Below are 20,873 nucleotides of genomic sequence, written 5' to 3' on the forward strand. Positions count from 1 at the left end.
CACCCAGAGTTCCGCCGCCATGAGCGAGTCGTGGACGCGACGACATCGCCCTGCTCTGATGCCACCCGGGCTTCCACCACGCCTCGGTGGAAGGCCCCGCCGATGTCAGCGTTGTGAGCGCTCAGCGCAGCCGAGTAGCACAGGCCGTTCGCCTCACCCGCGTGCCGCGTTGCGTTCGTGGATCTGCGTGCCGGCGCGTTCGGCGGCCGTGCGGTGGGCGGCTCCAGGTAGCCGTCGAAGTCGTTGAAGGACAGAGGTTGGCCGTCAACAGTGGACTCCGGCGCTTCTGGGTCGTGGGGAAGGCGCGGGTGTACGAGATCCAGAGCCGGACGTCGGCGGCGTCCGTACGGCCGTTGCCGTCGAGGTCTCCGGCCGGGCCGGCGGTCGGAAGGGCCGCCAGGTCCTTGGCACTGACGACACCGTCGCCGTTGACGTCCGGCGTGCGGGTGGCGAGGAGATCCGGCCGGACGGACAGCAGGTGGAACTTCGTGACGCTGCCGTTGAAGCCGAAGTTGTCGTCGGCGACGAGGACGAGTGAGCGGGAGCCGTCGGGCAGTTGCGGTCCCCAGGTGATGCCCTCGACGTTGTCGGCGTCGGTGCCGGAGGTGGTGAAGTCGTACAGCAGTTTCTTCGGCATCGGCATCGGCTTCTCGGTGCCGGACAGTGCCTCCTTGCCGTTGACGTCCGCCGCGCCGATGGTGCTGGTCCAGTAGAGGCGGATGGAGAAGCCGACACCGGAGGCGAAGGACCGCTCGACGGTGAGGTAGTCGGTCTCGTTGATCGCGAGGATCTCGGAGACTCCGCGGTCCGCCGCGTACGTGCCGACCGGCGGGGGCAGTGGCGCGGTGGGCGCGTCGGAGATCGGGTCGACCTCGTAGACGTGCTCCCCCTTCGGCTCACCTGTCCGACGGTCCATCAGCAGCAGCCGGGACGGGCTCTTGACCGTCAGCCCGGCCGCGGGGCCGTCCTGGACGAGGGCGTTCTCGGTGATGGTGGTCACCGTGCGCCCGTCCGGGGAGAGGGCGAGTCCTTCCAGGGCCTGGTTGTTGCGCACCCCGGCGGTGAGTGTGCCCGAGGCCGAGCGGACGGGGGCGTACGCCTTGGGGAGCGGCAGTTCGCGTACGTACCCGCCGGAGGTGGCCGCCTCACGGACGAAGGCGGGCTGCCCGGCGGAAGAGGCGCCCTCGCTGGTCCACAGCAGGCTCCTGCCGCCCGGGGTCCAGCGGATGGCCTCGGGGTCGACCGCCTTGGGGGCGAAGGGTTCACCGGTGGTGTCGACGAGCACGATCAAACCGTCGAGGGCGGGCTTGGCCTCGGCGAACGCAGCCCCGTCGAGCGGCAGTCGGAGGGTGTAGAAGCGGGCCTTGCCGTTCTCCGAGCGGTCGTCGCTGATGGCGACGTACTCGCCGGACCGCGGGTTGTAGTCGATGCCGGACAGCCCGCCGAACGGCATGCCGAGTTCGGTTGTCCCGGCGGGCACCGTGAGGGTGTCGAGGAGCCGCACGTCCTGCGACTTCCGTGAGCGGTCCGCCTCGGGTTCGGCCGCGAAGGCGTTCGTGAGGGCCGGGCCGGCGAGGAGCCCGGCCGTGGCGAGGGAGGCGAGGAACGCGCGTCTGCGGCGCGCTGGGGATTTGTGGCACATGGATGTCCTTCCAAGCCCTGTGGATGACGGAAGTCGGGTATTGCGGAGGCGTCAGAGAGAGGCGGTGGCCGGCACAGCACCGCCCCGGCGCTTGCGGCGCCACGCGTACAGCGCGAGTGCGGCCAGCGTCATCACGTACGGGATCGTCGCCACCAACTGCGGGGGCACGTCGAGCGTGCCGAGTTGTACGGCCAGTGCCTCCGCCGCTCCGAAGCCGAGTGCGGCGAGGAAGACACCCCATGGCCGCAGGCCGCCGAGGAATACGGCGGCGAGGGCGATGAAGCCGCGGCCGGCCGTCATGTCCCTTACGAAGAAGGAGACGTAGCCCATGCTGAGGAAGACCCCGCCGAGTCCGGCGAGGGCCCCGCTGAGAGCGAGTCCGGTGTACTGGACGCGCCGTACAGCGATCCCGACCGATGCCGCCGCGTCCGGCGTCTCGCCGACCGCGCGCAGGTGGAAGCCGAAGCGGGTGCGGTAGAACAGCCAGGCGACGAACGGCGCGGCCAGGAAGGCCAGCCAGGTGACCATGTTCTGGCCGCTCAGCACATCGCCGATCACGGGGATGTGCTCGATCCCGGGCAGGGTGACCGTGGGCAGGCTGCCGCTCTTGAGGCCGGAGGTGCCGCCCTTGTCATCGAGGAGGCTGTAGACGGCGTAGGCGGTGCCGCCGGAGGCGAGAAGGTTGAGGCCGATGCCCGCGATGATCGCGTCGGCGCCCAGTTCGAGCCGCAGCGCGGCGAGCAGCACGCCCAGAAGCGCCGCCACCGCGACTCCGGCGACCGCGCCCAGCGCAACGGAGCCGCTGTAGCCGGCGACCAGCGCGCCAGTACAGGCGGCGGATAGCATCTGGCCGTCCAGCGCGATGTTGCTGATGCCGGCACGTTCGGCGACCAGGCCGCCGAACGCGGCGAGCAGGTAGGGCGTGGCGATCCGCAACACAGCCGCGAGGAAGGCGCTGCTGAGGACGACGTCGAGTACGGAACTCATCGGACGCCCACCTGCCTCCGCGCGATGCGCCGCTTGAGCAGGTTCGGCAGGGCCTGGGCAGTGACCAGCAGCACGATGACCGCCTGGATGACCACCACGATCTCGGCGCCGACGTCCGTCTGCTGTTCCATGATGTCGCCCCCGGCGCGCAGGTAGGAGTAGAAGAGTCCGGCGACCACGACGACCAGCGGGTTGTTCCTGGCGAGCAGGGCGACCACGATCCCTTCGAAGGCGAGGCTTCCGGCGAGCCCTGGTTCGAGGCGTCCGTACACGCCTTGGACGAGATGGGCACCGGCGAGACCTGCGACGGCTCCGCCGATCACGAAGCTCCACTCGATGACGCGGGGCACGCGGATGCCGCCGTACGCCGCGAAGTCGGGGTTGGCCCCGGTCATCCGGATGCGGTAGCCGAGCGGGGTGCGGGTGATGAGCAGCCACAGCGCGACGGCGGTCAGCAGCATCAGCCCGAGGCCGAGGTTGGCCCGGCCCAGCGGGATGCCGAACAGGTCGCTCAGCGGGGTCAGCGCGGAGTCGGACCGGATGTTCTCCGAGTGCACGGCGCTGCTGCCCGACTCCTTGAGCGGGCCGTTGACCAGGTAGTCATAGACGCGGACGACGATGGCGTTGAGCATCAGCGTGGCGACGATCTCGTTGGCGCCGAGGCGTGCCTTCATCGCTCCGGGCACCAGGCCCAGGCCGGCGCCCGCGGCGGCAGCCGCGGCCATGGGCACGAGCACGGCGACGACGGGCGGCAACGGCACGAAGATCGCGACGGTTGCGGCCGCCAACGCACCGGCGTACACCTGGCTTTCGGCGCCGAGGCTGATCTGCCGGGCGCGGAAGGGGATCGCGACGGACAGGCCGAGCAGGGTGAGCGTGGTGGCGTCCTCCAGCCAGCGGCCGACGCGGAAGGAGCGGTCCAGCGGACCGGTGAGCATCGCCTCGTAGGCGCGTATCGGGTCGTTGCCGGTGGCGAGCATGACGAGGAAGCCGATGGCCAGGGCGGCCACGATGGTGGCCAGGGCCATGCTGAGATCGACGGCGAGGTCACGGCGCCGGGTCGTGCGGTACTGGCGGCGGTCCTCGGTCTCGATCGCTGTCATGGGGGTGGTGGTCACGAGGCCTCCTCCCCCAGGTCGTCCAGGTCGGCCGTGAGCTGCTCTCGGTCGTGCTGCTCGACGCCGAGCATGTAGAGGCCGACCCGCTTCTCGGTGAGGCCGGTGGTGTCGTCGAACCGGGCGGCCAGGCGGCCGTCCTTGAGGACGAGCAACCGGTCGGAGAGGGCAAGGAGTTCGGTGAGGTCGGCGGAGATCAGCAGGACGGCGGCGCCCTCGTCGCGCGCGGCGACCAGACGCTCGTACATGAACCGCATCGCCCCGATGTCCACCCCGCGGGTCACCTGGGAGGCGATCAACAGCCTTGGTCCGGCGGAGAGTTCGCGGGCGACGATCACCTTCTGCACGTTGCCGCCGGACAGCGCGCGTACCGGGACCGTCGGGTCGGGGGTGCGGATCGCGTACTGGTCGATCAGCCGGTCGGCGTGGGCGCGTACGGCGCGCGGGTGCAGGACGCCACGGCGGGCGAGGGGCGGTTGGTCGTAGCGGTCGACGACGAGGTTGTCGGCGATCGACGCGTCGAGGGCGGCGCCGTTGTGCAGCCGGTCCTCCGGTATGTAGCCGATGCCGGCCCTGCGGTGTCCAGCCACGTCGAGACCGGCCGTGTCGGTGCCGTCGATGTGGACCGTGCCCGCGGTGGGGCGGCGCAACCCGGCGAGGATTTCGGCGAGTTCGCTCTGTCCGTTGCCCTCGATGCCGGCCACGCCGACGATCTCCCCGGCGGCGACGCCGAAGTCCAGGCCGTGCAAGGACTGTCCGTACGGAGTCTCGTAGCCGAGACCTCGTACCCGCAGAGTGGTCTCCGCGGGGCGTGCCGGGGTGCGGTCCACGTCCAGGGTGAGGTCACGGCCGACCATCATGGAGGCGAGGGAGCGCTCGGTGGCGTCGGCGGTGGCGACCGTCCCCACCAGGGAGCCGGCGCGCATCACGCTCACTTTGTCACTGATCTCCCGTACTTCGCGCAGCTTGTGCGATATGAACAGCACGGTCATTCCGGCGTCGCGCAGGTGGCGCACGGCGGCGAACAGGTCCTCGGTCTCCTGCGGGGTGAGCACGGCGGTCGGCTCGTCGAGGATCAGCACTCGGGCCCGCCGGTGGAGCGCCTTGAGGATCTCGGTGCGCTGACGCATCCCGACCGACACCTCGTCGACGCGCGCCCTGGGGTCGACGACGAGTCCGGACTCCTCGGCGAGTCGGGCGGTCGTCTCCACGGCCTCCTTCGTGTCGACCAGACCGCGACGGCCCGGCTCCACGCCGAGCACGACGTTCTGGGCGATGGTGAAGGACGGCACCAGCATGAGGTTCTGGTGCACCATGCCCACGCCCAGCGTGATCGCCGAGGCCGGACCCCGCAGCACACGCGGCCGGCCGCCCACCAGGATCTCGCCCGCACTGGGCTGCTCCAGGCCGTAGAACATCTTCATCAGCGTGGACTTGCCCGCGCCGTTCTCGCCCACGACCGCCCGGATCTCTCCCGGCGGGACCTCCAGGTCCACGGCTCGCACCGCGCGTACCCCGTTGGTGTAGGTCTTGGTGACCTTGCGGGCGGCGACGGCCGGTCCGTCCTTGCCCCATGGCTCGTTCATCATCAAGGCCGTTCGACTAGAGGGCGCTGGGCACCGTGACAGAGCCGGACTTGACCTGGTCGGCGGCTTCCTGGACCTCGGTACGGATCTGCTCGGGCACCAGTTGCTTGAAGTGCTCGTCGTCCACGAAGCCGACGGCGTCCTCGGCGAGGCCGACGGTGGCGACGGCGCCGTACTTCAGGGTGTCCTTCTGGTCGTCCTGCGCGGCCTTGTACAGGGCGTTGCCGACGTTCTTGAGGATGGAGGTGACCACGGTGTTCTTCTGGGCTTCGTCGGTGAGGGTCTGGTACTGATCGGAGTCGACGCCGAACGTGAACCGCTTGGCGCTGACGGCCGATTCGAAGGTGCCGAGCCCGGAGAGCCCGGCGACCGGCCAGACGAGCGCGGCGCCCTGGCCGTACATGGAGGTGCTGATCTCCTTGCCCCTGGCCGGGTCGGCGAACGGTTTGTCGCCGCCCACGTACTGGACGAGGACGTCGGAGTTCTTTCCGCCGGCCGCCTGGAAACCTGCCTTGAAACCGACGACGAAGTCCTCGATCAACGGGATCTTGACGCCGCCCATGACGCCGGCCTTCTTCAGCGATTCCGTTCCCTTGAGCGCCTTCTCGGCCACCAGATTCTGGGCCAGGAATCCCGCGAGATAACCGCCCTCGTTCTGCTTGAAGGTGACGGAGTACACGTTCTCGCACTTGTTGGAACAGCCGCCGTTCTTGCCGCTGTAGTCGACCGGCGCGTCGAAGAGCCAGAACTTCTTGTCCGGGAATTGCGGGGCGAGTTCGCCGATGTAGTCAGTGACCTCGAAGGTCCCGGCCGCGAGAATGTCGTAGTCGTCGGCCGAGGCGGCGTCCTCGAATCCGGGCTCCCACTTGGTGCGGTCAGTGCCCAGCTCTACCACCTTGAGCTCGTAACCGAGGTCCTTCTCGGCCCTCTTCAGGCCCGCGTAGGCGGAGTCGAAGAACGACTTGTCGCCCAGCCCGCCGTTGATCACCAATTTGATGCGCGGCTTGCCGGAGGACGACGCTCCGGAATCGTCCCCGCCCGATCCTCCGCACGCACTCACCGCGAGCATCCCCGTCACCGCGACGGCGACGCTTCTTCCATATCGCATCATCGACCTCCTGATCATTTTCTTGCCGAGTGAGTGGCTGCGTTGACAGTAGGAAGTGCAAAACGTTTTGGCTACGCCGTCCGGTTTCGGTTTGATTTCCGGTGAGGGAATTTCAGACATCGGCGAGCAGCGCGGCGGCGGCAATGCGCACGGTCCGGTCGAACTCCGTCTCGCGTTCCCCGGCAGTGAGTGCGTCACCGGTGCGCAGGTGATCGGAGACAGTCAGCACGGCGAGGGCCTCGCCGCCCTCCGCGCAGGCCACGGCGTACAGCCCCGCCGCCTCCATCTCGACCGCGAGCGTGCCCCGGCGCTCCAGGGCGTCGAAGAGGGCGGGGCGGTCGAGGTAGAAGTGGTCGCTGCTGAACACCGGTCCGATGTGCACGGACTCGCCGCCGGAGGGCTCCCGCTCGGCGGCGTCCGCGGCGGCATGCAGCAGCCGGTAGGAGGGAGCGAGCGAGAGGGTCACGCCGTCCACGAGGAGACGGCTGAGGCTGGAGTCGGTGTGCGCCGCGGAGGCGATCACCACATCCCGTACGGACACCGAGGCCGGGATCGCGCCGGCGGTGCCGACCCGGACGATCCTGCGCACGCCGTAGTGACGGAACAGCTCCGTCGCGTAGATCGTCACGGACGGGATGCCCATGCCGGAGGCGAGCACCGACATCGGCACGCCCCGGTGGCTTCCGGTGTAGCCGAGGATGCCGCGTACGTCGGTGACCTGCCGCGCGTCCTTGAGGAACGTCTCGGCGATCCGCCGGGCGCGTCGCGGGTCGCCCGGCATCAGCACCAGCGGCGCGAAGTCGCCCGGCCGGGCCGCGATATGCGGTGTGCCGGTGACGGACGAGGTACTCACATGTCCTGCCATCACAGCTCCGCTCCCGCGAGCCAGCGCACCAGCCGGTCCCAGAGCTCGGCATAGCCCTTCCAGTCCAGGAACGGCGGCGGTGCCCAGTGCGGTGCCACGTCGGAGGTGAACGCCGCCGATCTGCCCGCGCCGTGGCCGCCGACGACGAGCAGCGGATGCCCGGCGCACTCGGCCAGCAGCGACGCCTCCGGCCGCGGCGTGACCTCGTTGAGCCCGAGCAGCGCGGGCCAGGACCGCTCAAGACCCCGTACGACCCCGTGCTCGCCCACCACTTCGGGGACGGCACCGGCCGGGAGCTCCACCCGGTCGTCGCGGTCCAGCATCGTCACCGGCAGGGCGGCGGCCAGCGGGGACCGCCCCCATCGTGCGCGGGCGTCGATTCCGCTGAAGGTCAGATAGCCGCCGATCATCAGCACCCCGCCGCCGCGCTCCACGAAGCCGCGTACCAGCTCGGACCGGTCGGGCACGGGGACGGAGCGGTTGAAGGTCTCGGGCGGGAGCTGGAAGCTGTTGGCGCCCACATCGCTGATGACGACGACGTCGTACGCGTCGAAACCGTCGGCGGAGGACGGAACCCGGCTCGGTATCTCGTGCGAGGGCACATAGGTCACCTCGTGGCCGCGCGAGCGGAGCGCGTCCAGGAAGGCACCTCCGCCCTCGGTGTACTCGGAGGTGTGGAAGGCGTCGAAGCCTTTCTGGTGGACCGTGTAGGTGAACCAGGACTCGCCCACGACGAGCACTCTGGGCATGGCGAACCGCCTTTCGGGCAGGGGGTATTGCGGCGCGGCACGGCAACACCGTGCGATGCGTGGGTGGTTGGGTTCAGGTGCGGGTCAGCCGGCGGCGTGCCGTGCTGCCGCGGACCTTGAGTTCGACGGGAAGCGTGTGCCGGGAGGCCGGCGGGACCTCACCCCGGGTGACGTACTGGAGGAGTTGGGCGGTGGCGGTGCGCCCCACGTCGTAAGCCGGCTGATGGACGGTGGTCAGGGGCGGATGTGCCAGCGAGGCCGCCCGGATGTCGTCGAAGCCGACCACCGAGACGTCCTCCGGCACCGACAGGCCCGCCTCCCGGAGCGCGGTCAGAGCGCCGAACGCCATGACGTCGTTGGCCGCGAAGACGGCCGTGCAGTCCTCGGGGAGACCGCTTCTGTGGAGGAGTTCGGCGACGAGGCCGTATCCGGAGGTCTCCTTGAAGTCGCCGACGCGTTCGATCACCTCGCCCCGGAAGGCCCGTACGAAACCGTTCGCGCGGGCGTTGCTGCTCTTCAGGGCGAGTGGGCCGGTCAGCATCAGGACCCGGCGGTGGCCGAGCGCCCGGAGGTGCTCGCCGACCAGCCGCCCGCCCGCCTCGTGGTCGGCGGTGGCGATGAGGGCGCCTTCGAGGCCCTCGACCTCCTCGTCGGCGAGCGCGATGGGGAACTTGCCCATGAGGGCTTCCAGCCTCCGCCGGGACGGCGGGGACCCCGAGGCGTACACCATGCCGTCGATGAACCGGCTGCGGATCATGCCGAGATAGCGGTCCTCGCGGTCGGCGTCGAACTCGGTGTTGCACAGGATCAGGCCGTAGCCGAGGTCGTGGGCGGCGTCCTCGGCGCCCTTGGCGAGTTCGGCGAAGAAGGTGTTGCTGATGTCCGGGATCAGCAGGCCGATCACCGAGGTGGAACCGGCCTGGAGGCTGCGGGCCAGAGACGCCGGGACGTAACCGAGCCGGCTGACGACGCTGCGCACCCGTGCGGCGGTGTGCTCGTTGACCGGCCGGTTGCCGCTGAGGACGTGGGAGACGGTGGTGGCGCTGACGCCCGCCGCGGCGGCCACGTCCTTGATGGACGCGGGGCGCCGGACCGCCGCCCGCGCGTACGGCTCAGGGGTCATAGTGCTGCACCGCCCTGCCATGGGAGGTGTCGAGGATGCGGGCCACCCGGGTGTCGGCCTCGGCCAGCAGCGCCGGCACGTCCACGGTGAGCAGCCGGCCGTCGCGCATCAGGATCCGGCCGTCGACGACGACGGTCCGTACGTCACTGGCGCGGGCGCTGTAGACCAGCGCGGCGCGCGGATCGTGCAGTGGACGGCAGTGCAGCCCCGACAGGTCGGTCAGGACGATGTCGGCCCGCATGCCCGGCTCCAGCGCCCCGATCTCTTTCTGCAGGCCGAGGGCTCGGGCTCCGCCGCGCATTGCCAGCCGCAGGGTGTCGGAGACGGTCATCCAGGTGGCGTCCCGTTCCGCTTGCTTCTGGGTGAGGGCGACCAGCCGCAGCGCCTCCCACACGTCGAGCGTGTTGTGACCGGCGGCGCCGTCCGTGCCGACGGCGACCGCGACTTTGGCGGCGAGCAGTTCCCGGACCGGAGTGAGCGGGAACAGGGCGTGCTTGAGGTACACCTTGGGGCAACAGGCCACGGCGGTCGTGTCGGCGTACTCGGCCAGCAACGGCAGGTCGTCCTCGACGATCCCGCAGCCGTGCGCGATCAGTGCCCCGGCCTCCAGTACCCCGGTCTCGTGCAGCACCCGGATCGGGGTGATGCCGCGCCGCTCCAGGCTGGACTGTGTCTGCTCCAGGTGCTCGGCGGCGTGGATGTGCATGCGCAGGCCGAGCCGCCGGGCGTGTCCGGCGAGGGTCCGCAGGTCGCCGTCGTCGACCGTGTACGGGGCGTGCGGCCCGAGCGAGACGGTGACCCGGCCGTCGGCACCGCCGTGCCACGCCTGAGCGAACTTCACCGTGTCCTCCAGTGCTGCCTCACCCCGGCTGCTGAAGTACGTGGGCGCGATGTCCGCCCGCAGGCCGGTCTCGGCGACCGCCTCTGCGATCTGCTCGGGGAAGAAGTAGTGGTCGGCGAAGGTAGTGACACCGGAGCGGATCATCTCCGCACAGGCCAGCCTCGCTCCGATCCGTACGTCGGCCGGGGTGAGGTTGGACTCCATCGGCCAGACACGGTCGTTGAACCAGCCCTCCACCGTCACGTCCTCGGCCGCGCCGCGCATCAGGACCATGGGGCTGTGCGTGTGCGCGTTGACCAGACCGGGAACGGCCAGCAGGCCACGCCCGTCGATCACGTCAGCCGCGGCGCCCGGAGCCAAAGGGTCCCCGGTCGGCCGTACGTCCTCGATGACGCCGTCCGCCACCACGATGTCCTGCGCCCGCAGGATCTCGCACTCGCCCTGCGCCGGGACGCGCAGCACATCGCAGCCGCTCACCAGGAGGCGGCCGGTCGGCGGAGGCGTTCTGTCGCTCATGGCGCACAAGCTAGATATCCAAAACGTTTTGCACAACCACACCACTGCGAAGGGATCGGGGTGCAGCTCATGTGAAGTGAGCTTGCCGGTCAGGCCAGGACAGCGCCGACGGCACTACGCTGCTGCGCCATGCGGGAGACGCGCCTCGACACTGCTCGGATCCGGGAAGCTCGCCGGGTCATCGACCCGGTCTTTCTCGACACTCCCCTGTACCGCTGCGAGGCGCTGGAGCCCGACCTCGGGTGCACGGTGAGCATCAAGCTCGAAACGGCGAACCCAGTCCGCAGCTTCAAGGCCCGCGGCACCGAGATAGCCGCGAGCCTCCTTGCCGACAATGGCTCGCGAGCCGTGGTGTGCGCCAGCGCGGGCAACCTCGGCCAAGCCCTCGCCTGGTCCGGTCGCGGCCGGGGGCTCGACGTGACCGTCGTGGCATCCCGCGGTGCGACCGCGGCCAAGCTCGACCGTATCCGCGCCTTGGACGCCAGGTTGGAGCTGGTGGACGGCGACCACGAGATGGCTCGCGAACGGGCAGCGGCCATCGCGCGGTACGACGGCATCCGGCTACTCGAAGACAGCCTGGACATCGAGACCTGCGAGGGCGCGGCGACCATCGGCCTGGAACTGGTGGACACCGCGCCGTCGTTCGACACCGTCCTGATCGCTCTCGGCGGCGGGGCGCTGGCCACCGGCGTGGGCCATGTCGTGAAGGACCTGGCACCCGAGGTCGAGGTGATCTGCGTCCAGCCGCTGGGCGCACCGGCGCTGACACACTCGTGGCGCGAACGACGTGTCGTCACCACCGACTCGACCGACACCATCGCCGACGGCGTCGCCGGCCGGAAGCCGATTCCGGCCGTCCTGGACGACCTCCTCCTGGTCGCTGACGACGCCGTCCTGGTCCAGGAGACGTCAATCATCACCGCCATGCGGATGCTCCTCGAACACGCCGGCCTCGTCGTCGAGCCGTCGGCCGCGCTCGGCATCGCGGCGACCCTCGAAGACCGTGACCGCTTCGCCGGCCGACACGTGGTCACCATCGTGTGCGGCAGCAACGTCGACGTAGCCGCCTATCACCGCTGGGTCGGTGCGGCTCCCCTGCACCGGTCTTGATGCTCAGGCCAGAAGTTCCCGTTGATCACCGTCCGCTGGTCGTGCCACCGGCCGCCACGTCCTCTTGGCGAGGGCAGATGCGGCTCCAGGCGAGCCCACTCCGCATGCGCCAGATCACCCCCGCCCCACACCGAGGACAACGAGGCAAAGGCACGACCGCCCCATGATCCGCAGGACAGGCCCTGGGTGACAGATCGTGTTCACTCCAGGCCAGCGTGGCTCCAAGTAAGGATCGCCGAGTCCGTGTCCGAGTCGGTACGCCGCGCGGTGAGGACGAGAGTGGGTGTGTCCTGTGGCACGAACTCGGTCAGGTTCCGGGAATCGATGCGGGTATCGGCGTCGCCGGTCAGGGTGCCGGAGGCGATCTGCCTGGAGTCGGCCGCGATGGACCACCGTACGACACAGTCCCCTCTACAGAGGCTCAGCCGCAGATCGCCGCGCAACGCTCGGGACCTGTCAGCCTTGTCCAGGACGAAGGTGGTCTCCAACGGATCATCGGACTCAACGGACCACCACCACTCGTTTCCTGGGCACCGCGGGTACTCCTCCAGGCATTCCGCCAGGTCCGATCGGTCCAGTGTCGGCTCGTCCCCCGATGCGGGGTCCAGTCCGGGAGTGCCATCAGTGGACCGGCTTACGACGACCAGCACCGCGAAAACCACAACAGACCCCAGGAATCCGACGGCAAGCGCCCACACGGTCACCCAGGGGTGCGGCTCATGCGACCGCTTCAGCGACCTCATCGCTCTCCGTGTGCCTTCGATGAGGAGCAGCAGTAGGCCGCCCACGGCACCGGCCTGCGAAACCGGAGGATGTGTCAGAAGGTACGTTGCAGAGACGCAGAGCAGGAACATCCACCCGAGGACGAGTCCGAGCAACTGCGCGTGAAGCTTGCGCAGACCGCGGGCCCGGTGGGCTGACACCGTCCCGGCCTGTACTCCCAGCCGGGCAGCGACCTCAGAGCGAGACAACCCCTGTTCCACTGTTCCCTCAACCGCGCCTCGCTGCAGGGAGGTCAGTCGGCGTTTGGCGGCGGCGATCTCTCTCGCCGTCTCCCGCTGCAGTACGCGACGCTCAACCGGAGATTCCCACTCCTGTTCCCGCACGGCCGCATCCAGCCCGTCCAGCGCGGTCCCCTCATCCGGGGCAGGTGAATTGGACCGGCGGCCTTCGCGGGCGGCGCAGAGGATCGTATGCCGGGCCACGGTGTAGGCGTACCGGTCGGCCCACCGGATGGGTTCCTTGGCGGTGTGCAGTTCCAGCCAGACGATCTGCACCACGTCATCGGCGTCCAGCCGACCGGGCGGAACACCGTGGCGCTGCAGGCGTCTCGCAGCGTAAGGGCGCAGCTCCTGTTCCCAGAACCGTCCGTTGTCGCGATCGAGCTCGGCCACCGTCACACCGCTCGACTTCCGGGTACGGCTGTTGACAGCTTCAGCAGTCAATTCCACTGCCCTCCGACCGGGTCGTCTCAGCGCCTCCTGCCAGGACGAACCACGTCGTGCCGTCCCGCCCATGACCTCCCAGCTCTGTCCCCGCCGGCAGCCGGGCCGCCACCTCGGCCAGCCGGGCCCGTTCCCGCAGCAACCAGACCTCAGCGGCAGCAGTGCCCAGGCGGACCATCGCAGGCAAGCCCGGGCCCAGAACGAGAAGGAGGAGGGGATCGATCATCACATCGCCTCGCGATCAGAGTGGCCGCTTTCGGATGATGCGGCGTACGACCACCACGGGTTCGACGGGTCCCGATTCCGTTACACGAGTTCCGATCTTTTCGGCACGGACCCCGCCGCGCCATCCTCCTCGTACTCGCCGGCTTGATCGAACCCAGCCGCCCTCGTCCCCCACCACGTGTGTCCCGCGGGTTGACGCGTCGCGCTCAGGGCCTAAAGCTCGTGGACCGCGGCCCGCGCGGTGGAAACGAAGGTCAGGACGGACTGCCAAAATGGGTCATAGCACTGGTCGAAGTCAGTAGGGGCGTTCGGGTCACCCGCAATGGATGCCTCAACTGCGCGGTATGGAGGCCGGGTTGAAAGCCTGAGATTCTCTGCGGCCTCGGCTACGTCGTCGGGCCCTTCCAGGTTGATCACCCATATGAAATGACGGAGCTTGCCGTACTCCTCCCGGAGGTTGGCTCGGACCTGCTTCAAGGCAGGTAGCTGCTCAGTGCGGGAGACGGCCGAACCGTGGATGTCAGACACCTCCCAGTACAACTCAGCCATCTTGTGGGCCTGTTCAATGAGGCTCACGTAGGCGGCACGGCGCGCTTCACTCACCCGAACGGTGCGTTGGGTTCTCTCCGTCGCCATGGCCTGGATCTGTGCAGCGCGGGCAGTCCCACGGCTGGTGACCCAACTGGCAAGCACGGCCGTACCGGCGGTCAACGAGGAAATCCAGAGGGCGGGGTCAGTCACGCGAGGGAATTTTCCCCGGCGCGGTGGTGCCGATTACTCGGACTCAGGAGATCAGGTACGGCTGTATGTGTTTCAGCCATGACGCCGCTACGTCCCTCCTGCCCGTGTAGTCCCCCACGGCGCAGGACTTCGCCATGTCTTCGTGAACGACCCTGCCTCCCCCCACACAAACGACCAAGATCCTCACCAACGGGACTGGGAGGCTGCCTCAACCAATTCGACCGAAACCAACCGCACGGTGCCAGGGCCTGCTCTGGCGGTCGCGTACTCGCGGGTGCGGACCTTCGGGCAGGTCAAGTCGAGAGCCTGCTTGATCATGCGGAACGTGTGCTCCAGCTCGAATCTCCTCAGGAACGCCGGCCAGGGCACGTCGACGTCCTCGCCGCTCAAGCCGGTCGCGGATGACCAGAACCAGACCGGGAGCGCATCGCCCCCCTGCCGGGCAGACGATCCACCTCCAGGCGAATCAACGTGTCCTCGATGACAGGGAGTTCACCAGGGTCGTCTATCCACCTTCCGGTGTCCGGCCTGGCGAAGCGGAACCCCTTGCCGTGCTTCGGGAGCCGCCCGCCCTGTGGCGGAGAGATCCACGGCACCGGGACGGGTTTGCGCATGACCGGTCCGAGCGCATCCGCCCGAGGACCTCCACTGGCGCCTGTCGGCGGCCTGCGGCATCGGCAGACCGGCCAGACCCTGCCGCAGTCGGGGCACGTCGACGTTCCCGCGGTTCAACGCCTCGTACATCGCGCCGCGCCCTCGACGGTGATCGGTCACGAGTGTCAAGTCCACCGGTGAGGTAGCCGGACCTTCCGCGCACAGCAATGCGGCCACGCGTTCGAACAGTTCGCCCCCGCGCGGTGATGCAGGCGAAGAGGTCGTCCCGGAAGCGCGGCGCTTGCGCGAGCCCTTCGCCAAGACCGGCGTCGGGCAGCAGGCGCACCTACACGGCGGAAGCCGGCGCGGCGTCTACAACCGGCTGCGGATGTGGGCCGTCGACGGCACCCGGGACCGGGTGTTCACCGCTCTGATGGCTCAGGCCGACACCGATGAGGACCTCGAGTGGGCGGATTCGGTGGACTCCACGATCGTGCGAGCCCGCCAGCAGGCAACCGAGGCCGAAAAAGGCGGGCCCGGCCGGCGAACCCGACGGCCATGCCCACCTGCTCGTGATCGTCACGATCGTCACGCTCCACCAAATCCGTGACAGAGCCCAGAAGTTGGACCAGAACCCGCTCTCGCATACACAGCCGTGCAGGCGCCAATCCATCTGCACCGCTTCCCTTCGGTCGCCGATGAGTTTCGGTGTGCCGGACGGTCCAAGTCGGCACACCTGACAAGGGGAGAACCCGATGGGCAAGACGCGCTTGCATCCCATGACTCACATCGGCCGTCGCATGTTCGAGCTCCTGGAGCCGATCTGCCTGGTCACCTATTTCGCCGACGAGTGCAACGAGGAACTGGCCGCTCTCGGTCACCGCACCTACTGGGACGGCTATTTCGCCAGCCGCGCCGCACCACTGGGACGGGTGCCGGCCCAGGTCGTGCACGCAGCCTTTTACAGCTTCGCCGACGGGGAAGCCGCACGGCACATCCCCAGCGCCTGGGAGACGATCCCGCCCGAGGCCTCCGTCGCCGCGCGGGAGCGGGGCAGCGCGGCCTCCCTACGGCGCATCCTCGGCGACGAGCTGGCCGACTCCCCGGGGCTGGTGCGCGCCGCAGACCTGACCACCAAGGCCGCGACGAGCGCCCCCACCGAAGGCCGGGTGATGTACGCCGGTATGCGCACCCTTGAGGTACCCAGCGACCCCGTCGCCCGGCTGTGGCATTCCGCGACCATGCTGCGCGAGCACCGCGGCGACGGGCACATCGCCGCTCTCGTCGGCGCGCGCATCGGCGGCACGGAGGCCCACGTGCTCTCCGCTCTGGAACAGGGCATCCACCCCCCAGAGTCATTCGGACGCATCCATCACCTGCCCAAAGAACGCCTGGCCGCGGTCATGGGCCGCATGCGCGAACGCGGACTCATCGACACCGACGGCCACTTCACCGACGCCGGCCGCGCGACCAAGCAACGCATCGAAACCCTCACCGACGAACTCGCCACCCCGCCCTACGACGCCCTGTCCCCCACCGAACTCGACGAACTGATCACCGAGCTCGAACCCATCACCGCGACCTTGGTGGCCACAGGCTCGCAGTGACACCCAGAAATTGACGTTTGCAGTCACCGGGCGGATCTCACGCCGGTCATGTCGCCCACCTCCGAAGCCGTTTGCTGAACCGGGCGGCCGGCTCTATCGGGTGGCGTGCGTCGTACGCTCCCCGGCGAGGGTTTCGGTGCCGCCGATGATGATCTCGACGCTGACGTCGAGCTGGGTACGGGCTGAGACATCGGGCAGGTGGGCGGCGATGCGCGCCAGGTGCGGGAAGTCGTCGGCGTCGCGTTCGGCCAGCGCCTGGCGCAGCGCGGTGAGGAGCGGACCCTGTTTCCTGGCCGAGGCCGCGATGTGGTCGTGGGCGTACTGGAGGCAGACGTTGTTGAGGAGGGCCAGCATGCGGATCGCGGTGTCGCTGTCGATGCCCCCGTCGGTCATCGCGCCGAGCATCACCTCGGCTGCGTGCAGGACCGTGCCCTGGAAGGGAGCACCGCTCACGAGATGCTGCGCGAGCGGGCCGGTCGCGATCACGCTGTCGGCGAATCCGCGCGCGTACTGACGGCAGACGTCCTGCCAGCTGAGGCCTGCACCGATCCGTACGGTGGCGAAGGCCTCCGCGAAGACATCCAGGGCGACATCCCGGAGCAACGCGTCCTTGTTCGCGACGTGGTTATTGATCGCTGAACGGTCAACGCCCAACACGTCGGCGACCGCTTGCATGGTGATCGCGCCCGGTTCCAGCGACCGAGCAGCCGCGACGATGCGAGCCGGGTCCAGGCCGGCGCTCTGCCCGCGCGTGCGTCGCGCGCGGCCACCGCGGGCTGGGTCGGCCTCGGGCAGGCGGTCCGTCGGCAAACCTTGCGTATTCACGGCCGTGATTCTACATTGACCTCGAGAATCACGCTCGTGATTTAGGAGGTTTGATCATGGCCCGAAGCGGACGAGAGCATGCTGCTGATACCGCGGTGATCACCAAGGAACAGGTCCTGGGGACGGAGCGCCGCTGGCGCCGCTTCGGCGAACCGGTACCGGCCGGCTCGTCGGTCAAGGCCGACGGCTCGCCCGACTACGGGCTGTTCGGACCCGGCAGTGTCACGTGGGAAGTGCTCCTGCATCCGGCCACGACGGTGTTCCTCAACACCGCGCAGGTGCTGATGCAGACGCGCGGCTACAAAGGAACGGCCGCGGGCCTGCGAGACCGTGACCCGGTCTCGCGCAAGGGCCGGGCAGGGACCGCGACGTTCTTCGACTTCTTCGAACGCCTCTCACGCAACCTGGGCATGCACGCGCCCATGTGGTTCGGCGACACGCCGACGGCGCAGCTGATGGCCAAGCACCTGGACCGCTTCCACCGGAAGGTCACCGGCGACGTCATCGACATCGGCCGGCCGGAGCTCGGCGGGTACTCCGCCACCAGTCCACGCGAGACCATGTGGGCCGCCCTCACCGAGCTTCACCCCGCCCTGTGGATGTACGAGAGCTTCGCTTTCCGCGACGGCCGCCTCCCGCACCGCCTCACGCCCGAACAGCGTGACCGGTTCGTCGCCGAAGCCGGTGCCTACCTGCGACTCGTCGGCGCCGACGAGGACGAGATCCCGACCACCATGGCCGAACTGCAAGCCCTCTACGCCCGATACGAGGCGCTGTTCGCACCGAGCAAGACCTTCGACATCAGCCCCGAGACAGGCCAGCTGAACTACCGGACCGGCCTCATGACCATGTTCAAGAACATGAACCTGTCCCAGCGGCACGCCTTCATCCCCGTGTTCGTCGAAGTCATACTGCTGGAGCTCCCCGTCCTGGGCGCGATGCCCGGCAAAGCACGCTGGTCCATGGGCATCGGCCCCGTGCTCTCCGGCCTGTCCGTCATCGCCCGGCGCGCCGCGATGCCGCTGATGTGGCTACTGCAACAGCCCCCGATCGAGCGCAAGTTCCTGCGCCTGATGTGGGGACCCGACGGCACGAACCTCATCGAGTCCGCACGTGCGCTGCATCGCCAGGCGCTGGCCGAGCAGACGGCCGTCGAGCACACCCCATGAGCACGGGAGATCGGGCCACAGGAGCCTGGTCATGAGCGAGTCGCCGGGAGGCAGCCGTGCGACCGACCACGAAGGAAACTCGATGCGCGCAGCGATGTACGACCGTTACGGACCGGCGAATGTGTTGACGATCGTTGAACGACCCGAACCGACGATGCAGGACCTGATGGTCGAAGTCGTCGCGTCCAGCGTCAACCCCAAGGACACGTTCGTACGCAAGGGTCGATTCAAGTACCAGGCAGGAGCCCGGTTTCCCAAGGGCACCGGATACGACTTCGCCGGGATCGTGACCGCCAGCCGCGTCGACGACATGCCGGCCGGCACGCCTGTTTACGGCATGGTGAAAGGGTGGGGAGGACGGAGCGCAGCGGACCTGGTGTCATGCCGTCGCCAGGAGGCCGCGCCGGCCCCCCGGTCCCTGCCCCTGATCGACGCGGCAGCGATCCCGCTCGCCGGCCTGACCGCCCTGCAAGCCCTGCGCGACAACGCCTCACTCAGGCCGGGCCAGTCGGTGCTCATCAACGGAGCCAGCGGCGGGGTCGGCACCTACGCGATCCAGATTGCCAAAGCCCTCGGCGCAGAAGTGACCTCCGTGTCGAGCTCTGCCAGCCAGGAACACTGCCGACGACTCGGCGCCGACCACACCCACGACTACGGACGCGGACGACTCCCCCCGGGACAACGCTACGACGTGGTCTTCGACGTATTCGGCAACCTCTCGCGCCGCGAAGTGACCACCGTCCTCAAGCGGACCGGCCGCCACGTCACGACCGTCCCGTCGGCTGCCAATCTGGCTGCGACAGCGCTTACCCGGTTTCTCCCGCACAGGACATCCCTCGTTGTTGTGCGCTCCAACCACCACGACCTGCTTGAGCTCAGCCGCCTCGTGCAGGAAGGCGCACTGGTTCCGGAGGTCCAACGGCGCTTTCCCTTGACCGAAGTCGCGGCGGCCCATGCGCACGTCGAGAGCAAGCACACCCGAGGAAAAGTTCTTGTCGTCAACTAGCCCCGATCCTTCAGCGTCCGGTCAGTGGTGATCGGCTCGGTGGGGCACCTGGTTCTCCCTCGTGTTTGTGGGATCGAGAGCGCGTTCCCACACCTCCGCAGTGGCATGGATTGCCGACTGCTCGGCCTTGCGTTGTTCAGGGTGAGGGAGCGGGTTACTGAACAACCGGACGGGCGTTGGAATCGGTGTAGCGGGGCACGAGCAGCCGGTCCGGACCCGGGCACACCACGGCGCCCTGGGATCCGGCGGTGCGCAACCTCCCCGCCGTACCACCTCCGACCGACCGAAAGGGCAAAGACGTGAACCGTAACCGGATGGGCCGACACCCAGCCGCCACCCCGGTGAACACCGCCGGCATCCGCCGACGGACCGCAACGACTGCGGTGACACTGGCGATGGCGAGCACCCTCGGATTCGGCCTGATGACGCCGACGGCGTCTGCCGCCAACGGGCCCTGCTACGACGGGCGGTGCAAGACCACCGTGTCCGCACCCAAGACCATCACGGTCAACAGCCGCACGTTCGGGTTCGGGAAGCTGAAGATCACAAGCATCAGCTCCCGGTCCGTGAAGATGTCGGCCGCCAACGGAAGCCTCACCGGCAGCGCCAGCCCAGGCGGCACCGTCCAGTTCAACAACCTGAAGATCTGGGTGAAGTCGGTCTCCGGCAGCAAAGCCAAGCTCCAGCTCTTCCCCACACGTCACTGAGCCTGCCCTTGAATCCCGGCACGGTCCTCCGTGCCGGGATTCGCCCTTCCCGGTACCGGCAGTGCCGTAGGGCGTCCGCGCACTTCACCCTGGGTCCACACCCACTCCGGGTTCGACACCGGCCGTCACCGCCACGCAGAAACTCTCACTCCCAGACCACGACATTGCGCCGCACCGGCACCGTCGAAGCATCGGCCGCGAACAGTTCCGGCGAGTGCGCGCGGATGCGCTCGATGTCGCTGAAGACGGCGCGCAGATGGGTGCGCATGGCGGTGCGGGCGAGCGGGACGTTCCCGCCGACGATGGCGTCGAAGATCTCGAGGTGCTGGGTGGCGAAGACGGCCGGTGACACGTTCTCGTGCAGGCCGAGGCGCCGTGCCCGGTCCAGATGGCCTTTGGCCGCGGCGACGGTGGTCCAGACGTTGGCGTGTCCGCTCAGTCGCATCAGGCCCTGATGGAACGCCTCGTCCAGTGCGAAGAACTCCTCCAGGCCGAGGTCGGCGCGCTGCTGGCGCTTCAGGTTGTCCCGCAGTTCCTCGACCACCGCGGAGTCGAGCTGCTCCGGCAGATCCTCCAGCGAGGCGAGCTCCACCGCCTCCCGCAGGAACTGTGCGTCGGCGACCTGCGCCGGGTCCACCCGCGACACGAACGACCCGATCTTCGGGAAGACCTGCACCAGGCCCTCCTGGGCCAGCATGATCAGGCTCTCCCGCACCGGGGTGCGGCTGACGCCCAGTGACGCGGCGAGTTCGTTCTCCGACAGGGCGGCGCCCGGGGCGAGTTCGAGGGTCAGGACCATCTGACGCAACTTGATGTAGATGTCGCGTCGACTCGTCCGCCGCCCGTTCGATTGAGCCATGTGCACATCCTACGTAGCTGCGGAAAGGGTCTTGTCCATCTGCGCGACAGATG

The 20,873-nt window shown here is 68.8% G+C and carries 19 protein-coding genes and 2 pseudogenes; 6 read left to right on the forward strand and 15 right to left on the reverse strand.

Features of this window, described 5'->3' with window-relative positions:
* Positions 1-121: 121 nt before the first annotated feature.
* The 9 genes from ACIHFB_RS25185 to ACIHFB_RS25225 all read right to left on the reverse strand — a co-directional run bounded on the left by ACIHFB_RS25185 (position 122) and on the right by ACIHFB_RS25225 (position 10,532).
* Complete coding sequence (locus tag ACIHFB_RS25185) at positions 122-1,642, reverse strand: esterase-like activity of phytase family protein (RefSeq protein WP_400127964.1); 1,521 nt, start codon at positions 1,640-1,642, stop codon at positions 122-124.
* Positions 1,643-1,693: 51 nt separating this feature from the next.
* Positions 1,694-2,629 (reverse strand): ABC transporter permease, encoded by a 936-nt coding sequence (locus ACIHFB_RS25190; RefSeq protein ID WP_365281793.1) that lies wholly within the window; start codon positions 2,627-2,629, stop codon positions 1,694-1,696.
* Positions 2,626-3,747 carry an ABC transporter permease gene (locus ACIHFB_RS25195; RefSeq protein WP_365281794.1) on the reverse strand — a complete coding sequence of 374 codons (1,122 nt, stop codon included), beginning with the start codon at positions 3,745-3,747 and terminating at the stop codon, positions 2,626-2,628. The genes ACIHFB_RS25190 and ACIHFB_RS25195 overlap by 4 nt, the downstream gene beginning before the upstream one ends.
* Positions 3,744-5,333 (reverse strand): ABC transporter ATP-binding protein, encoded by a 1,590-nt coding sequence (locus tag ACIHFB_RS25200; RefSeq protein WP_400127965.1) that lies wholly within the window; start codon positions 5,331-5,333, stop codon positions 3,744-3,746. Before ACIHFB_RS25200 ends, ACIHFB_RS25195 begins: the two co-directional genes overlap by 4 nt.
* Positions 5,334-5,346: 13 nt before the next feature.
* The gene (locus ACIHFB_RS25205; protein WP_400127966.1) at positions 5,347-6,438 is read right to left on the reverse strand and encodes a BMP family protein; all 1,092 of its coding nucleotides are present in this window, start codon (positions 6,436-6,438) and stop codon (positions 5,347-5,349) included.
* 112 nt (positions 6,439-6,550) lie between these two features.
* On the reverse strand, positions 6,551-7,303 hold the full coding sequence (deoD, locus tag ACIHFB_RS25210) for a purine-nucleoside phosphorylase (protein ID WP_400127967.1): 753 nt from the start codon (positions 7,301-7,303) through the stop codon (positions 6,551-6,553).
* On the reverse strand, positions 7,303-8,052 hold the full coding sequence (locus tag ACIHFB_RS25215; protein ID WP_365281798.1) for a glutamine amidotransferase: 750 nt from the start codon (positions 8,050-8,052) through the stop codon (positions 7,303-7,305). The genes deoD and ACIHFB_RS25215 overlap by 1 nt, the downstream gene beginning before the upstream one ends.
* Before the next feature lie 73 nt (positions 8,053-8,125).
* Complete coding sequence (locus tag ACIHFB_RS25220; protein WP_365281799.1) at positions 8,126-9,175, reverse strand: LacI family DNA-binding transcriptional regulator; 1,050 nt, start codon at positions 9,173-9,175, stop codon at positions 8,126-8,128.
* Positions 9,165-10,532 (reverse strand): amidohydrolase, encoded by a 1,368-nt coding sequence (locus tag ACIHFB_RS25225; RefSeq protein WP_400127968.1) that lies wholly within the window; start codon positions 10,530-10,532, stop codon positions 9,165-9,167. The genes ACIHFB_RS25220 and ACIHFB_RS25225 overlap by 11 nt, the downstream gene beginning before the upstream one ends.
* A gap of 129 nt (positions 10,533-10,661) precedes the next feature.
* Here ACIHFB_RS25225 and ACIHFB_RS25230 point away from each other — a divergent pair, with 129 nt between their 5' ends.
* A complete protein-coding gene (locus ACIHFB_RS25230) occupies positions 10,662-11,642 on the forward strand; it encodes a threonine/serine dehydratase (protein WP_400127969.1) in 981 nt (326 codons plus the stop codon).
* A gap of 17 nt (positions 11,643-11,659) precedes the next feature.
* Here ACIHFB_RS25230 and ACIHFB_RS25235 read toward each other — a convergent pair.
* From ACIHFB_RS25235 to ACIHFB_RS25250, 4 genes and pseudogenes are all read right to left on the reverse strand, one after another.
* Positions 11,660-11,773 (reverse strand): annotated as a pseudogene (locus ACIHFB_RS25235) (IS5/IS1182 family transposase); the annotation flags it as partial.
* Between the two features lie 69 nt (positions 11,774-11,842).
* Positions 11,843-13,036, reverse strand: coding sequence for a sigma-70 family RNA polymerase sigma factor (locus tag ACIHFB_RS25240; protein WP_400127970.1), 1,194 nt, complete (start codon positions 13,034-13,036; stop codon positions 11,843-11,845).
* Between the two features lie 489 nt (positions 13,037-13,525).
* Entirely contained in the window at positions 13,526-14,053 is a 528-nt protein-coding gene (locus tag ACIHFB_RS25245) for a hypothetical protein (RefSeq protein ID WP_365281803.1), read from the reverse strand.
* A 267-nt stretch (positions 14,054-14,320) separates the two neighbouring features.
* A pseudogene (locus ACIHFB_RS25250) lies at positions 14,321-14,993 on the reverse strand (transposase); the annotation flags it as partial.
* Here ACIHFB_RS25250 and ACIHFB_RS25255 point away from each other — a divergent pair.
* The gene (locus tag ACIHFB_RS25255; protein WP_400128302.1) at positions 14,949-15,257 is read left to right on the forward strand and encodes a hypothetical protein; all 309 of its coding nucleotides are present in this window, start codon (positions 14,949-14,951) and stop codon (positions 15,255-15,257) included. The pseudogene ACIHFB_RS25250 and the gene ACIHFB_RS25255 sit on opposite strands and share 45 nt — an antisense overlap.
* 190 nt (positions 15,258-15,447) lie before the next feature.
* A complete protein-coding gene (locus ACIHFB_RS25260; RefSeq protein ID WP_400127971.1) occupies positions 15,448-16,254 on the forward strand; it encodes a MarR family transcriptional regulator in 807 nt (268 codons plus the stop codon).
* 93 nt (positions 16,255-16,347) lie between these two features.
* Here the strand turns inward: ACIHFB_RS25260 and ACIHFB_RS25265 are convergent, their stop codons facing one another.
* Complete coding sequence (locus ACIHFB_RS25265) at positions 16,348-17,079, reverse strand: TetR/AcrR family transcriptional regulator (protein WP_400127972.1); 732 nt, start codon at positions 17,077-17,079, stop codon at positions 16,348-16,350.
* Between the two features lie 56 nt (positions 17,080-17,135).
* Between ACIHFB_RS25265 and ACIHFB_RS25270 the strand changes: the two genes are divergently transcribed.
* From ACIHFB_RS25270 to ACIHFB_RS25280, 3 genes are all read left to right on the forward strand, one after another.
* Positions 17,136-18,248 carry an oxygenase MpaB family protein gene (locus ACIHFB_RS25270; protein WP_400127973.1) on the forward strand — a complete coding sequence of 371 codons (1,113 nt, stop codon included), beginning with the start codon at positions 17,136-17,138 and terminating at the stop codon, positions 18,246-18,248.
* A 31-nt stretch (positions 18,249-18,279) separates the two neighbouring features.
* On the forward strand, positions 18,280-19,254 hold the full coding sequence (locus tag ACIHFB_RS25275) for an NADP-dependent oxidoreductase (RefSeq protein WP_400127974.1): 975 nt from the start codon (positions 18,280-18,282) through the stop codon (positions 19,252-19,254).
* Positions 19,255-19,568: 314 nt separating this feature from the next.
* Positions 19,569-19,961, forward strand: a complete 393-nt coding sequence (locus tag ACIHFB_RS25280) for a hypothetical protein (RefSeq protein ID WP_365281808.1) — start codon at positions 19,569-19,571, stop codon at positions 19,959-19,961.
* Positions 19,962-20,106: 145 nt separating this feature from the next.
* On the opposite strand, the gene ACIHFB_RS25285 is transcribed toward ACIHFB_RS25280, so the two are convergent.
* Positions 20,107-20,820 (reverse strand): GntR family transcriptional regulator, encoded by a 714-nt coding sequence (locus ACIHFB_RS25285; protein ID WP_365281809.1) that lies wholly within the window; start codon positions 20,818-20,820, stop codon positions 20,107-20,109.
* Positions 20,821-20,873: the final 53 nt, after the last annotated feature.

Origin of the sequence: Streptomyces sp. NPDC051963, from assembly GCF_044593495.1 — a bacterium.
In the GTDB taxonomy this organism is placed as follows: Bacteria; Actinomycetota; Actinomycetes; order Streptomycetales; family Streptomycetaceae; genus Streptomyces.